This is a genomic window from Limnoglobus roseus (genome assembly GCF_008254045.1).
GTDB classification, from domain to species: domain Bacteria; phylum Planctomycetota; class Planctomycetia; order Gemmatales; family Gemmataceae; genus Limnoglobus; species Limnoglobus roseus.
Genome location: NZ_CP042425.1, coordinates 3,231,177 through 3,244,805 on the forward strand (window position 1 = coordinate 3,231,177; position 13,629 = coordinate 3,244,805).

The 13,629-nt window shown below is 65.5% G+C and carries 15 protein-coding genes; 10 read left to right on the forward strand and 5 right to left on the reverse strand.

Annotated elements, in window-relative coordinates; genetic code table 11:
- Positions 1–40: 40 nt before the first annotated feature.
- The 6 genes from mch (at position 41) to PX52LOC_RS13645 (ending at position 4,598) form a co-directional block, all read left to right on the forward strand.
- Complete coding sequence (mch, locus tag PX52LOC_RS13620; RefSeq protein WP_149110613.1) at positions 41–985, forward strand: methenyltetrahydromethanopterin cyclohydrolase; 945 nt, start codon at positions 41–43, stop codon at positions 983–985.
- A gap of 2 nt (positions 986–987) precedes the next feature.
- On the forward strand, positions 988–1,830 hold the full coding sequence (locus PX52LOC_RS13625; protein WP_149110614.1) for an ATP-grasp domain-containing protein: 843 nt from the start codon (positions 988–990) through the stop codon (positions 1,828–1,830).
- Positions 1,831–1,833: 3 nt separating this feature from the next.
- Positions 1,834–2,736: a triphosphoribosyl-dephospho-CoA synthase gene (locus PX52LOC_RS13630; protein WP_149110615.1), complete on the forward strand. Its 903-nt coding sequence runs from the start codon at positions 1,834–1,836 to the stop codon at positions 2,734–2,736.
- Between the two features lie 9 nt (positions 2,737–2,745).
- Complete coding sequence (locus tag PX52LOC_RS13635) at positions 2,746–3,336, forward strand: Uma2 family endonuclease (RefSeq protein ID WP_149110616.1); 591 nt, start codon at positions 2,746–2,748, stop codon at positions 3,334–3,336.
- Positions 3,337–3,340: 4 nt separating this feature from the next.
- Positions 3,341–3,829, forward strand: coding sequence for a 6-pyruvoyl trahydropterin synthase family protein (locus PX52LOC_RS13640; protein WP_149110617.1), 489 nt, complete (start codon positions 3,341–3,343; stop codon positions 3,827–3,829).
- Positions 3,830–3,947: 118 nt separating this feature from the next.
- Positions 3,948–4,598, forward strand: a complete 651-nt coding sequence (locus PX52LOC_RS13645) for a hypothetical protein (RefSeq protein ID WP_149110618.1) — start codon at positions 3,948–3,950, stop codon at positions 4,596–4,598.
- 89 nt (positions 4,599–4,687) lie between these two features.
- On the opposite strand, the gene PX52LOC_RS13650 is transcribed toward PX52LOC_RS13645, so the two are convergent.
- Genes PX52LOC_RS13650 through aroE form a run of 5 tightly spaced genes read right to left on the reverse strand, consistent with a single transcriptional unit; the run spans position 4,688 to position 9,028 of the window.
- Positions 4,688–5,155 (reverse strand): CBS domain-containing protein, encoded by a 468-nt coding sequence (locus PX52LOC_RS13650; RefSeq protein WP_149110619.1) that lies wholly within the window; start codon positions 5,153–5,155, stop codon positions 4,688–4,690.
- A gap of 49 nt (positions 5,156–5,204) precedes the next feature.
- Positions 5,205–5,822: an imidazole glycerol phosphate synthase subunit HisH gene (gene hisH, locus PX52LOC_RS13655; protein ID WP_149110620.1), complete on the reverse strand. Its 618-nt coding sequence runs from the start codon at positions 5,820–5,822 to the stop codon at positions 5,205–5,207.
- On the reverse strand, positions 5,819–6,958 hold the full coding sequence (locus PX52LOC_RS13660) for a prepilin peptidase (protein WP_149110621.1): 1,140 nt from the start codon (positions 6,956–6,958) through the stop codon (positions 5,819–5,821). The genes hisH and PX52LOC_RS13660 overlap by 4 nt, the downstream gene beginning before the upstream one ends.
- On the reverse strand, positions 6,928–7,476 hold the full coding sequence (locus tag PX52LOC_RS13665) for a shikimate kinase (RefSeq protein WP_149110622.1): 549 nt from the start codon (positions 7,474–7,476) through the stop codon (positions 6,928–6,930). The genes PX52LOC_RS13660 and PX52LOC_RS13665 overlap by 31 nt, the downstream gene beginning before the upstream one ends.
- A complete protein-coding gene (gene aroE, locus PX52LOC_RS13670) occupies positions 7,469–9,028 on the reverse strand; it encodes a shikimate dehydrogenase (protein WP_149110623.1) in 1,560 nt (519 codons plus the stop codon). Before aroE ends, PX52LOC_RS13665 begins: the two co-directional genes overlap by 8 nt.
- A 225-nt stretch (positions 9,029–9,253) precedes the next feature.
- On the opposite strand from aroE, the gene PX52LOC_RS13675 reads away from it, so the two are divergent.
- From PX52LOC_RS13675 to serA, 4 genes are all read left to right on the forward strand, one after another.
- Positions 9,254–10,042, forward strand: a complete 789-nt coding sequence (locus PX52LOC_RS13675) for a 3-keto-disaccharide hydrolase (protein ID WP_246173722.1) — start codon at positions 9,254–9,256, stop codon at positions 10,040–10,042.
- Between the two features lie 143 nt (positions 10,043–10,185).
- Positions 10,186–10,929: a class I SAM-dependent methyltransferase gene (locus PX52LOC_RS13680; RefSeq protein ID WP_149110624.1), complete on the forward strand. Its 744-nt coding sequence runs from the start codon at positions 10,186–10,188 to the stop codon at positions 10,927–10,929.
- 44 nt (positions 10,930–10,973) lie between these two features.
- On the forward strand, positions 10,974–11,912 hold the full coding sequence (miaA, locus tag PX52LOC_RS13685; RefSeq protein WP_149110625.1) for a tRNA (adenosine(37)-N6)-dimethylallyltransferase MiaA: 939 nt from the start codon (positions 10,974–10,976) through the stop codon (positions 11,910–11,912).
- A 70-nt stretch (positions 11,913–11,982) separates the two neighbouring features.
- Entirely contained in the window at positions 11,983–13,605 is a 1,623-nt protein-coding gene (serA, locus tag PX52LOC_RS13690) for a phosphoglycerate dehydrogenase (RefSeq protein WP_149110626.1), read from the forward strand.
- Positions 13,606–13,629: the final 24 nt, after the last annotated feature.

A 13,629-nucleotide genomic window follows, 5' to 3' on the forward strand; every position in this document is an offset into this window, starting at 1 on the left:
TTGAGTTGATAAACCAATGTCGAACCCTCGGGGAACTGTCATGCGAACCCTCAACGAACGAGCCTGGGCCGTCGCCGACGCGATGGAAGCGAACGCCGAACAGTTACGCATCAGCGTTTCGCGCGTGGCCGGCACGCGGATCATCGACTGCGGCGGCGCGATCGAGGGAAGCCTGGCCGCCGGCGTGATGATGGGCCGTGCGTGCCTGGCCGATCTCGCCGACGTGTCGCTGGTGCCGTCGCCGTTCGCCGACCTGCCGGGGCCGGCCGTGCAGGTGACGACCGACCACGCGACGCGGGCGTGCCTGGCGTCGCAGTACGCCGGCTGGCAGGTGAAGGCGGGGAAGTATTTCGCGATGGGGTCCGGCCCGATGCGGGCGGCATCGGCCCGCGAACCGATCTTCGCCGACATCGGCTACAACGAGGAACCGCCCTGTGCCGTCGGCGTGCTGGAAGCGAACCACCACCCGACGGAGGAAGCCGTCACCGCCATCGTGCAGAAGTTGCCGACGAGCGTTGAGAAGTTGACGCTCCTTGTCGCACCGGCCGCGAGTGTCGCCGGGGCGGTGCAAGTCGTGGCCCGCAGCGTCGAGACGGCCCTGCACAAGTTGCACGAACTGAAGTTCGACGTGAAGAACATCGTCAGCGGCTTCGGCGTGGCCCCGCTTCCCCCTGTGGCGAAGGACGACCTGAACGCCATCGGCCGGCCGAACGACGCGATCCTCTACGGCGGCCGCGTGACGCTCTGGGTGCGGGCCGACGACGAGCAACTCGCTGCTATCGGGCCGAAGGTGCCCTCCACCGCGTCGAAGGACCACGGTGCCCCGTTCGCGGAACTGTACGCCCGGTACGGCAACTTCTACGACATCGACCCGATGTTGTTCTCGCCGGCCGAGGTGACGTTCGTGAACCTCAAGACCGGCCGGGCGTTCACATTCGGCCGCGTAGAGGCAGGATTGTTGCGGAAGTCGTTCTTCGGAGTTTGAGCGTGCGATTGGCTATTCTCTCCCGCGGCGACGGCTGGCACGTCCAGGACTTGCTCCGGGCGGCCCGCGACCTCGGGCACACGGCGGCCGCCGTCGATTTCCGGCGCGTCTCGGCCGGGAACGACGCTCCGTTGTCGGCGTTCGACGCCGCGATCATTCGCACGATGCCGGCCGGGTCGCTGGAACAGGTCGTCTTCCGCATGGACGTCATGCACGCCTTCGAGGCGAGTGGCCGACCGATCCTGAATCCGCCGCGGGCCGTCGAGACGTGCGTGGACAAGTACCTGACGAACGTTCGCCTCGCGAACGCCGGGCTGCCGGTGCCGCGGACGGTGGTCTGTCAACTGGCCGACGACGCGATCGCGGCGTTCGATGCGCTCGGCGGCGACGTGGTCGTGAAGCCGCTGTTCGGGGCCGAGGGCCGGGGCATGGTTCGCGTGACCGACCGCGAGTTGGCCTGGCGGACGTTTCACGCCATCGAGCAAACCCGCGGCGTTCTCTACGTGCAACAGTTCGTGAAACACCCCGGCTGGGACGTGCGGGCGTTCGTGCTGAACGGGAAGGTTCTCGCCGCGATGACGCGGACCGGCCACGGCGACTGGCGGACAAACGTCGCACAGGGCGGCACGGCCGAGCGACACGAACCGTCGGCCGCCGTGAAGGAACTGGCCGTGAAGTCTGCCGCCGCGACCGGGGCCATCGTTGCCGGCGTGGACCTGTTGTTGAACGAGAACGGGGAATGGCTCGTGATCGAAGTGAACGCCGTGCCGGGATGGAAGGCGTTGGCCCCGACGTGCGGCCTCGACGTGGCGGCCGCCGTCGTGCGGGCCGTCGGGGAGGGCTGAACCGTGGCCGGGAAACGAAAGTACATTCACGAACACGCCGAGCCGAAGGACGTGCAACTGCACATCCAGACGGCGTGCCTGTGGGAAGCGACGGCCCGCAAGGTCGGCAACGTCCACCGCTACGCCGACTTCGCCGGGACGACATACCTCGACTTCACCCTGAGCGCCGCCGCGGTCGCGAAGCCGCTGGACCGGGCGATGTACGGCTGGCCGTTCGGCCGCGTGCTGCTCGACGCGGTGAAGGAAACCCGCCGCGTCTGCGGGCAGAACACCAACCTCGGCATCTTGCTGCTCCTCCTGCCGCTGCTGTACTGCGACGAGAACCATTACGCGATCCCGCGGTTCATCGCGAAACTCGATCTCGACACCACGAAGGACGTGTTCGAAGCGATCCGCATCGCCCACCCCGGCGGCCTCGGCGACGCGGCCGAACAGGACGTGAACCAAGAGCCGACGGTCACACTCTCCGAGGCGATGAAACTCGCCGCCGACCGCGACCGGATCGCGAAACAGTACGCCACCGGCTTCGCGGATGTGTTCGAGTTCGGCGTGCCGGCGTTCCTGGCCGCGTTCGCGAAATTCGGCCGCATCGAGTCGGCGGTGATCGAGTGCCAGTTGAAATGGCTGGCCGCGTTCCCCGATTCGCTCATCGCTCGCAAGAACGATGGGGCTGTCGCGGACGACGTGCAACGGCGTGCCGCGGCCGTGCTGAACGTCGGCGGCCTCGACACGCCCGAAGGCCGACGGGCGGGCGTGGAACTCGACGCGCACCTGCGGTCCGACGGCAACAAGTTGAACCCCGGTACGACGGCCGACCTCGTGACGGCATGCTTGTTCGTCGCCCTGCGGGACGATAAGGTGAAGCCAGCCGACCCGTTCCGCTGGGCCGTTCCCGACTGGTTGTGAGGGGCCGTGATGACCGCTGTGCCGAAACGCAAAATGACCGCGGCCGAGTACCTTGAGATCGAGCGGAAGGCGGCGTTCAAGAGCGAGTTCTACAACGGCGAGATGTTCGCCATGGCCGGGGCATCGGAGCCTCACAACCGGGTGAAAGAGAACTTGGTCGGTGAACTGTTCGGCCGCATGAAAGGCGGGCCGTGCGGTTCGTACTCCAGCGATCAACGAGTGCTCGTGGATCGTACCGGACTGTACACGTACCCAGACATCGTTATCGTCTGCGGCGAGCCCGCGTTCGCGTCCGAAGACCGCAGTACGATCACGAACCCTCAGGTCGTCATCGAAGTGATGTCCGACTCCACGGAAACCTACGACCGCGGGACGAAATTCCGACATTATCGGCAGATCTCTTCCCTCCAAGTTTACGTGCTCGTCGCCCAAGACGAAGCACGGGTCGAGCAGTTCGTCCGCCAACCCGACGGGACGTGGAACCTGCAAATCTTCGCCGACCCGGCCGGGAACTTCACCCTCGCCAAAGTCGGCGCGACCGTGCCGCTCGCCGACGTGTACCGCAACGTCACGTTCCCGCCTCCCGAACCCTTGCGGTAACACCATGCCCACCGAACGCTACCACGTCCGCGTGACGAAGGACTCGTTCATCTTCAGCTGCGCGCACTTCATCACGTTCAACCGCGATCAGGGCGAGCGGTTGCACGGCCACAACTACCGCGTGGCCGTCGAGGTCGAGGGGCCGCTCGACGAAAACCACTACGTCTTCGACTTCATCGCCCTCCGCGACCGAACGCAGGCCATTTCGTTCGAACTCGATCACCACGTCCTGCTCGCCACCCTGAACCCGCTGCTCTCGGTGGAGGAGACCGCCGACCGCGTTCGCGTCACGTTCGGCCAAAAGGAGTGGCTGTTCCCGCGCGAGGATTGCATCTTACTGCCGATCGAGAACACGACGGCCGAACTGCTCGCGAAGTGGATCGCCGGGCGGTTGCTCGCGGACGTCCGTGGCCGTGGGTTCTCCCCCCAGGTCATTCGCGTGGAGGTCGAAGAGAACATCGGCCAGTCGGCGATTTATGAGAGCCGCGCGTGATCCGGGCGGATTTCTCGCATTTCTCCTCATCTCTTGCTTGCCGCCCCGAATCCGGTGTGGGTACGATTCAGGGTATGCGGGCGGGGTAGCCCCACCCGCGGCCCGATGGGGAGAACCGATGCGTCCTTTCTTTCACGTCTCAATCGCGATGATCGGTGCACTTCTGACGACGACGGCAACGCACGCTCAGCAACTGCCCCGGCCGGGCAGTTTCAACCTGAAGTCGATGCTCGTATCGAACAAGGCCCTCCAGGACGACCTGAAAATCTCCAGCGAGATGAAGGACAAGTTCGCGAAATATCAGGAGACGTACACGGCAGAGGTGACGAAACTGCGGACCCTCGGCCCCGAGGACGAGGATCAACTCACGCGGTTGAAGGTGATGACGAAACTCCTCGAAGACCGCATCGCCCTCATGCACGGACTGTCGGCGGACCAGACGAAGCGGCTCCTTCAAATCGAGCGGCAACTCATGGGCATTCGGGCGTTCAGCAACGAGACCGTCGCAAAGGAACTCAAACTCACCGACGACCAGAAGACCAAGGTGAAGAGCGTGACCGAGGAATTTAACAAGGACCTCCGCGAACTCACCGGCGGCATGGGGCGGACCAACGACCCGGAGACGCAGAAGAAGATCGACGCCCTCCGCCAAGAGGAGATGGACAAAATCGAGGAACGACTGACGCGGGAGCAGCGGCGGATCTGGCGGGACATGCTCGGCGAGAAGTTCGACCCGGCGAAATTGTTCCCGCCCCCGATGCCGCGATAAGAGTTTGAAGGGGTGAACGGGTGAAGGGGTGAAAAGACAGTAGGGTTTTTATCACCCGTTCAGCCCGTCACCCGTTCACCCCTTCATCTTCACGCCCCCTCGGCGGTGTCCGGGACTTGCTTCGGGTCGGGCGGTTGGTTGTAGATCGTTTCCGGGAAGTGTTCCACGAGATAGTGAACCACCCGCTTGGCTGAGAGGATGCCGACGGGGTGGTTCTGGTCGTCCACCACCGGTAGGTGGCGGTAGCTGCCACCCTGCATCCGCTTCACGGCCGTGCGGATCGAGTCTTTCATCTCCACCGTCACCGGCCCCGGCGTCATCACCTCGTGGACCGGCCCGTCCAGCGACTTGTTGACGGCCAGCACCCGCGTGAGCAAGTCGCGCTCGGTGAAGATGCCGACCAGTCGCGTGTCGCGGACCACGAGCAAGCAGCCGACTTTCTCCTGTCGCATCTGCTCGACCGTGGCGGCGATCGACAGGGCGGCGTCCACCTGTCGCGGCGGCGTCGGGCTGAGCCGGGCCACGCTGTCGATCTTCAGGTTGCGGGTGAGTTCCATGCGGGCCATTGTGCGAACGGCCCGCGAAGTGACAAGGGACGGTCGGCGGTCACAGTTCCGCGAAGTTCTTCAACATCTTCAGCCCGATGGCCTGACTCTTCTCCGGGTGGAACTGCGTCGCCATCACGTTGTCCCGCCACACCACGGCGGTGAACGGGTCCGGGTAGTCTGCCGTCGCCGCCGTCAGGTTCGCGTCGGCCGGTTGCGGGTAGTAGCCGTGGACGAAGTACACCGACGGGTGCGGCGGCAGGTCGCGGAACAGCGGGCAGTCCGGCCGCGTGAGCGCGAGGTTGTTCCAGCCCATGTGCGGCACCTTCAGCCCGGGGACCGTGGGGAAACTCACCACGTCGCCCGGGAACAGGTCGAGGCCGGCGTGGACGCCGTCTTCGTGGCTGCGGGTGAACAGCAATTGCATTCCGAGGCAGATGCCGAGGAACGGCCGGCCGGCTTTGGCGTGCGCCACGATCGCGTCGGCGAGGCCCGTTTCGCGCAACCGGGCGATGGCGTCGCGGAACGCGCCGACGCCGGGCAGCACGACCTTCCCCGCTTCCGCGATGCGGTTCGCGTCGGAGGTAATCTCGGCGGCGTGGCCGAACGATTCGAACGCCTTCTGCACGCTCCGCAGGTTCGCCATGCCGTAGTCGACGATCACCAAGTTCCGCGTCATGTCGGGTTCCCACTTCCCATGGCCTCGACCGCCGGGCCACGCCGAAGGATCAGGCCAAAGATCAACAAGCCGCCGCCGACAATCGACATCGACAGCATCAGAATCAGCGGCGAGAAGAAGACGAATCGGCTCGCCTCGCCGAGGGTCGGCCACGCGAGCCAACAGGCCACCGCCCCGGCTGCGATGCCGGGGCCGAACGGGATGTGCGGGTCTCGCTGCTTGCCGCGGATGGCGTTGTAAGCCATCCACGGGATCAGGATCGGCAGCAGCACGAACGCCCCGGCCGGCAGCGCAAGCACGGTGATTTGCCAGCCGAGGAACGAGCCGATCATCATGAGCAGGTCGGCGTCGCCGAGGCCGAGGGCTTCTTGTTGGAAGCCGATTTCGAACAGCCACTTCGCCGATCGGCCGATGAACTGCCCGACGGCTGCCCCCATCAGCCCCGTCAGGAAGCCGAGTTGCCAACTGCCGGCCGGTGCCCACGCCGGCGGCGGTCCCCAGAACGGCCAGAGGGCCAGACCCGCGGGGATTTTGTTCGTGAGTTGGAAGTGCGTCCAGCCGTAATCACCCGGCGGTGTGAGCGGCACGCTGCCCACGTCACTCGGCCACGGCCACGGTCCGAGAGTGGACGCGAGGATGCCGATGAGCGTGCCGACGTAGGTGAGTTGCAGCGGGATGATCCGGTAGTGCAGGTCGATGGTCGCCGCCGCGATCAGCATCGAGAACAGGAAGGCGAGGGCCGCGAAGTACAGCCACGCCCGCAGGGACGGGAACTGCCCGATGGCCCCGAACGGCTGTACGAGGCCGGGGACGTTGTGCCAGTTGAAGACGACTTCGATCAGGAACAGCGCGACGAACACGAGGCCGGTTGCGAGTTCGATCCAGAGGTAGCGGCTGGAGAACTTCGTCCCACAGAACCGACACTTCCCGCCGAGGCGGAGGTAGCCGAGGATCGGCAGGTTGTCGGTCAGCCGTAGGGGGCGGTAGCACGCCCCGCACCGCGACCCCGGCCAGACGATGCTCTTGTCGAACGGCATCCGCGCGATGAGCACGTTGAGGAAGCTGCCGATGCCGAGGCCGAGCGCGAACACCCACAGGGTGCAGGTCACGATCGGGATGTGGTACCACCATTCCATACGTGCAAAATATCGGCGGCGAGCAGTTCCGGCGAACGCTCTGCGGGAAACGCCGCGTGCGCGGCCTCGCGGTAGAGCGGTTCGCGGGCGGTCAGGACGGTCTGCACTTCCAGGAGGCCGCCGGCCGGCGTGAGGTTCGGGCGGCGGTCGCGGGTGGTCGGGTCGGCCTGCATTCGCTCCCACGCGAGGCCGGGCGAAACCTGCAACCACGCGACGAGTCCGCTGTCGTGCAGGAGGCTCCGATTCGCGGGCCGAAGGATGATCCCGCCGCCGGTCGCGATGACGTGCTGTGCGCGGGCTGCGAGTTCCGCCAGGATCTTCGATTCCAGGTCGCGGAAGGCCGGTTCGCCGTCCTCCGCGAAGATGCGGGCGATGGTCTTGCCCGCACGGGCTTCGAGGAGAACGTCCGCGTCAACGAACGACCAGCCGAGGCGGTCCGCGAGGACACGGCCAACGGTCGTCTTCCCGCTGCCGCGGTAGCCGATGAGAAAGATGCGGGGGTACATGGGGTTAGTCATCGCCTTCAGCGTCGTCGGCTTCTTCTTCCAACGCCCGCGTGATCGGCGAGAGGGCCTTGCGCATAATCTCGCGCATCTTCTCGACGTTCGGCACCACCTGCGTGAACAGTTCGATCTGCCGGGCCGCCTGCCGGACGAACATGTCCACGCCGGTGATGACCTTGCAGCCATTCTCGCGGGCTTCGCGGACGAGGAGCGTCGTCTCCGGGTTGTAGATCGTGTCGAAGATGATCTTGCCGGACGTGAGCGCACTCTTGTGGTACGGCGACTCGTTCACGTTCGGGTGCATCCCGACCGGCGTGCAGTTGATGACGATGTCGTGGCTGACGTTGTGCCGGCCCTGCCAATCGACGACCTTGCAGTGGACCTCGTCGGCAATCGCCGCTCCCTTGTCCATGTTGCGGGCCGCGATGGTCAGGTGAACCCCTTCCTTGTGCAGCGCGTGGGCGATGGCGCGGGCCACGCCGCCGGTGCCGAGGACGATCGCGGACAGTTGGTTGAGGGCCGGGGCGTCGCCGTCCGGGTACCAACTGAGGAGGTTCGCCTTCAACGATTCGATGGCCGCGACGTAGTCGGTGTTGGCCGCGAAGAACTCGCCGTTCGGCCGCCGCACGAGCGTGTTCGCCGCCCCGGAGAGTTGCACGAACGCTTCCTTCTCGGTGGCGAGCGTGGCCGCGTCTTCCTTGTGCGGGATGGTGACACTGAATCCGCTGACCGGCACCGCCTCGTACACCTTCAACGCCTCGGCCAACGTGCCCCGCGTGACGCGGAAGGGCAGGTAGATCGCGTTCGTCTTGTTCCGCAGGTACATGTGGTTGTGCAGGACCGGGCTGAAGCTGTGGCCGACCGGGTCGCCGAGGACGCCGAAGAACTCCGTCGAGGCGTTGATCGACCGCACCGGGTAGGTCGTCTTGAAGTCGTCGAACGCCGGCAGACCGGGGGCGATGCCGCGCTCACGGTTGAACGCCGCGTAGATCCACGGCGCGCCGTACTTCAGGGCCGTGTACCGCGTCGGCAGGCCGAGGTCGCCCATGCCGAAGATGATCGTCGGCTTCGGGGCGTGCTTCTGTATCTTCAGCACCCGCTCCACGTCGGCGACGGTGTTGGTCATCACCGCGAGTTTGTACACGTCGCCGTCCTGCCGGAGCATTCGCTCGTAGATCGAGTCGAGGTCTTCCGGCGTTTCCTTCATGTTGTGGTAGCTGATGAGCCGGCGGACCTTGCCGAATCGCTTCACGCCGTCGGCCACGTCGGTTTCGAGATCGGCCCACTCGAAATGCCCGGAGGCGATCGCCTGCCGCATGACGGCGAGCCGCTCGTCTTCCGTACACGGGTGCCGGCCGCCCTCGGTCACGCGACGGAACGTGGCCAGCCACGGGCACCGCTTGTGCGGGGCGAGTCGCTTGAAGTCCACGGCCTTCGAAAGAAAGTCCAGCCGCAACTCGATGAACTGTGCCCCGCGCTTCGCGGCCTCTTCGAGTTCGACCACGATCATCTTGTGGCGGGTCCGGCCGATCACGACGGCCACGCGGTCCACGTCCGGCACGGGCATGGGAAGCTCACGAAAATCAGGGAGAAGAGAACGTTCCTATACCGTACTGTCCCGCGAGAATGGCAGCAAGCGGAGAGGCCGAGCCGCGGCCGACCATTTTGCACTTTTCATTGGTCCGGTGATGATCGTACCAATGAAAAGTGCAAAATGTGGCCCTCTGGACGATTCTCCCCGCGACCCCGATACTTTTGAACACCCCGCCTTTCCCTTTCCCGGAGTCCTCCGATGATTCGCGTTCGTACAGCAATGGCAGGTGTCAGTGCGGTGTCACTACTCGCCCTTGCGTTCCTCCTGCCCGCGGCGGCCGCCGACCTGCCGACGTCGGAGAAGTTCTCGGACGAGGGCTTCGTCACGATCTTCAACGGCAAAGACCTGACCGGCTGGAAGGTGTCCGCGAAGACCGGGCACAGCGGCAAGAGCAAGAACACGTCCGGCGGCAAATGGGTCGTCGAGGACGGGGCCATCGTCGGCAGTCAGGACGTGCCCGGCAACGGCGGCATCGTCATCACCGAGAAGCAGTACGGCGACTTCGAAGTGGCCCTGGAGACGCGGAACGACGACGGCCCGGATAGCGGCCTGTTCCTCCGCTGCACCGACACCGGCAAGTGCTACCAGGCGATGATCGACTACCACAAGGGCGGCAACCTCATGGGCATCTACGGCGAAGGGCTTGGCGGCAAGCCGCACATCCGCAACTTCGACTTCGGCAAGGACGTGACCGAGATCGTGGTGCCGAGCAAACAGCCGGACGGCGGGTTCAAGAGCCCGGTGGCGGCCGCCGACTGGAAGAAGTTCTGGAACCCCGGCGAGTGGAACGAACTCCGCGCCCGCATCGTCGGCAACCCGCCGACGCTGACGACATGGATCAAGGGCGTGAAGTTCATGGAGTACACCGACACCGAGAAGCGGCATAACGACACCGGCGGCATCGCGCTGCAGGTCCACGGCGGCGGCGATTACACCAAGCAGTTCGTCCGCTATCGCAACGTCCGCGTGAAGGAGTTGAAAAAGTAGGCAGGCCAGTCAACCCGCCATCCCGCCCAGGTTCGCAGCCGCGACGTTGCCGTGCGCAACTTCGCGGTTTTTTTCTTGACACCTCTCCGACCCGAGGTATCACGCGGCGACACCCGATTTCATTCCGCTGCCGAGGGGTTTCCGTGCCGACCCTGCGCTCGTTCGTTCCGCAAAGTTTGCACCCGATGGCCCGCACGCTGAAGCGACTGTTCGCCGGGGTGCCGCCGATCGACCCGCCGGCCAAGACCGACAACGTCACCGACATCGACTACCACCGCGAGTACGCCCGCACCGACCTGACGCAGAACTACTGGCTCATCGTCGGCCCGAGCACGAAGGCCGAGTACGACCGGCTGGCGAAGTTGAAACTGCAACACCTCATCGACCTCGGCCTCCGGCCGGATTCCCGCCTGCTCGATGTGGGCTGCGGCACCGGGCAAGTGGCACAGACTTGCGCCGAGTACCTGTCCGACAAGGGCTTCTACTTCGGCACCGACGTGGGGGCCGAGGGGATCGAGTTCTGCAAGCAGCGGTTCCCACGGCCGAACTTCCGCTTCGCGGTGAACGAGGCGACGACGCTGCCGATCCACGGCGAGACGTTCGACGCCGCGTGCTACTTCAGCGTGTTCACGCACACCTACCTCGACGAAACGGCCCTGTTGCTCGCCGAGACGGAACGGTTGCTCGCCCCGTGGGGGTGGGTGTTCGCCGACCTGTTCACGTCGCCGACGGTCGAAGGTTCGGAGGGCAACCGCGGGGCGATGGTCGTGAACCGCGACCGCTTCCTGCGCCTGGCCAAACTCGTCGGCTTCCCCCGGGCCGAGGTGGTCATGTCTCAGCAACTGCCGGAAGGGAAGCTGCGGGAGTTCTTCAAACTGAGCCGCTGACGCGCGTATCATGTCCCCGGCAGTTCCGCCTCCGGGTTGAGCCATTGCACGACTTCGCCGACGCCCTGATTCTGACCGGCCCCACCGCGAGCGGGAAGACCGCGATCGCGGTGGAGTTGGCCGAGCGCATCGGGGCGGAAGTCCTGGCGATGGACTCGATGACACTCTACCGCGGCCTCGACATCGGCACCGCCAAGCCGACGCCGGCCGAACAAGCCTGCGTGCGGCACCACTTGATCGACTTACTCGACCCGTGGGAGTCGGCCAACGTCGCCTGGTGGCTCGACCAGGCGACTAAGGCGTGTGCCGACATCCGCTCTCGCGGCAAGCGGCCGTTGTTCGTCGGCGGCACGCCGTTCTATTTGAAGGCCCTCCTCCACGGCCTGTTCGACGCCCCACCATCGGACGCGATCCTTCGCCAGCAACTCGAAGCGGAAGCCGCCACACTCGGGAACGAGCACCTGCACGCGAAGCTCGCCACCGTCGATGCGAAGTCGGCGGCCCGCCTTCACCCCAACGACGTGCGGCGGGTGGTGCGGGCACTCGAAGTCTTCCATCTCACCGGGGCGCCGTTGAGCGCGTTTCAGCAGACGTGGGATTCGCCGACCTTTGGCAATGATTCGCCCGCGGCTGCCATCCCCTGCGTGAACCTCGAATGGCCGCGGGAGGTCTTGTACGAACGCATCAACCGCCGCGTGGAAACGATGGTCGCCGGTGGCTGGCTCGACGAGGTTCGCGGCCTGATTGAACTGTCACAACCGCTCAGCCGTGAGGCGTCGCACGCCGTCGGCTACGCCGAGTTGATCGCCCACGTTCAACACGGTCGGCCGACGCTGGCCGAAGCGGTCGCGCAAATTCAGCAGCGCACGCGGCAGTTCGCGAAGCGGCAGATGACGTGGTTTCGCGGTCTGAAAGCCTGCCACGGGGTGCCCGCGGGCGAACCGGAGGCGGCCGAACGGGTGCTGGCGGCGTGGGGCATTTAGCCGCCGCCGGAACCGGACGTTCATACAATTACTGTTCCTCTCCCTCGATCCTTGAGAAGGTGAAATCGCGATGGCTCGCGTGCTGATTGCCGACAACCTGGAAGCCTCCGCCGCCGAGACGCTCAAGAAACTCGGCGTGCCGGTTGATCACCGGCCGGAACTGAGCAAAAAGCCGGAAGAACTGAAGGCCGCCCTCCGGGAATACGACGCCGTCATCGTGCGGTCGGCCGCGAAGATCACGGCCGAGATGCTCGAAAACCCCGGCAAACTCCGGGCCATCGCCCGCGCCGGGGTCGGCGTGGACACGATCGACGTGGCCGCCGCCACCCGCAAGGGCGTCGTGGTCATGAACACGCCCGGCGGCAACACCGTCTCGGCCGCGGAACACACGATCGCACTGATGATGTCGCTGGCCCGCCTCGTCCCGCAGGCCGACGCGACGATGAAGAAGGGCGGCTGGGACCGCAACAAGTTCGTCGGCACCCAAGTCACCGGCAAGACGCTCGGCGTCATTGGCCTCGGTCGGATCGGCCGCGAGGTCGCAAAACGGGCCGCCGGGCTAGAGATGAAGGTTCTCGCGTTCGACCCGTTCGTCACGCCGGACAAGGTCGCCGAGATGGGCTACAAGCCGGCCGCGAGCATCGAGGCGATGCTGCCGGACGTGGACTTCCTGACGATTCACGTGCCGCTGACCGACGAAACCAAATCGCTGATCGGGCCGAACGAACTCGCCAAGATGAAGAAGACGGCCCGCATCCTCAACGTCGCCCGCGGCGGCATTGTGGATGAAAAGGCCCTCGCGGACGCCCTGAAGGCCGGGACCATCGGCGGGGCCGGCATCGACGTGTTCAGCGTCGAGCCGATCGTCGCCGACAACCCACTGATCGGCGCGCCGAACATCGTCCTCACGCCGCACCTCGGGGCGTCCACTTACGAAGCCCAGGAAAACGTCGCCATCGAAGCGGCCGAGTTGATCGCGAACTTCTTGCTGAAGGGCATCGTCGCGAACGCCGTGAACATGGCCGCCGTGGACCGCAAGGAACTCGACGAACTCAAGCAGTACGTGGACCTCGCCCGGCGGTTGGGCATGTTGCACGCCCAGATGAACCATGGGCAGATCAAGAAGGTCGCGCTCACCTACAAGGGCGACCTCGCGAACAAGAAGACCAAGCTCCTCACGTCGGCGTTCACCGCCGGGCTGCTCGAATCGCGGATGGCCGGCGTGAACCTCGTGAACGCCGAGGTCATGGCCCGGGACCGCGGCATCGAGATCACCTCGTCCGCGTCGCCGAAGAAGGATGACTTCGCCTCGCTCATGCAGGCCGACGTGGAGACGGACAAGAAGACTTACACCGCCGCCGGCACGCTCTTCGGCAACGAGTACCTCCGCCTCGTCCGGCTCGGCTCGTACCGCCTGGAAGCGTACCTCGACGGCGTGCTGTTCGTGTTCAGCCACCGCGACCGGCCGGGCGTGATCGGCTTCATGGGCAGTACTTTCGGCAAGCACGGGGTGAACATCGCGGGCATGAACCTCGGTCGCCAAGCGCCCGGCGGCGAGGCGATCGGGGTATTGAACCTGGATACCGTCCCCGACGCCGCGGCCGTGGACGAAGTTGCCGGGCATTCCGACATCACGAGCGTCTCGGTCGTAAAACTTCCGCCGGCCGGCGAGTTACCGGGTTGGCTCGGCTAACGGTTTTCGATACTGTTCAGGGAA

Bases quoted from the DNA above. Each gene is read 5' to 3' on its own strand.
- mch (WP_149110613.1), top strand. From the start codon at position 41: ATGCGAACCCTCAACGAACGAGCCTGGGCCGTCGCCGACGCGATGGAA.
- PX52LOC_RS13635 (WP_149110616.1), top strand. From the start codon at position 2,746: ATGACCGCTGTGCCGAAACGCAAAATGACCGCGGCCGAGTACCTTGAG.
- PX52LOC_RS13640 (WP_149110617.1), top strand. From the start codon at position 3,341: ATGCCCACCGAACGCTACCACGTCCGCGTGACGAAGGACTCGTTCATC.
- PX52LOC_RS13645 (WP_149110618.1), top strand. From the start codon at position 3,948: ATGCGTCCTTTCTTTCACGTCTCAATCGCGATGATCGGTGCACTTCTG.
- PX52LOC_RS13650 (WP_149110619.1), bottom strand. From the start codon at position 5,155: ATGGAACTCACCCGCAACCTGAAGATCGACAGCGTGGCCCGGCTCAGC.
- hisH (WP_149110620.1), bottom strand. From the start codon at position 5,822: ATGACGCGGAACTTGGTGATCGTCGACTACGGCATGGCGAACCTGCGG.
- PX52LOC_RS13660 (WP_149110621.1), bottom strand. From the start codon at position 6,958: ATGGAATGGTGGTACCACATCCCGATCGTGACCTGCACCCTGTGGGTG.
- PX52LOC_RS13665 (WP_149110622.1), bottom strand. From the start codon at position 7,476: ATGACTAACCCCATGTACCCCCGCATCTTTCTCATCGGCTACCGCGGC.
- aroE (WP_149110623.1), bottom strand. From the start codon at position 9,028: ATGCCCGTGCCGGACGTGGACCGCGTGGCCGTCGTGATCGGCCGGACC.
- PX52LOC_RS13675 (WP_246173722.1), top strand. From the start codon at position 9,254: ATGATTCGCGTTCGTACAGCAATGGCAGGTGTCAGTGCGGTGTCACTA.
- serA (WP_149110626.1), top strand. From the start codon at position 11,983: ATGGCTCGCGTGCTGATTGCCGACAACCTGGAAGCCTCCGCCGCCGAG.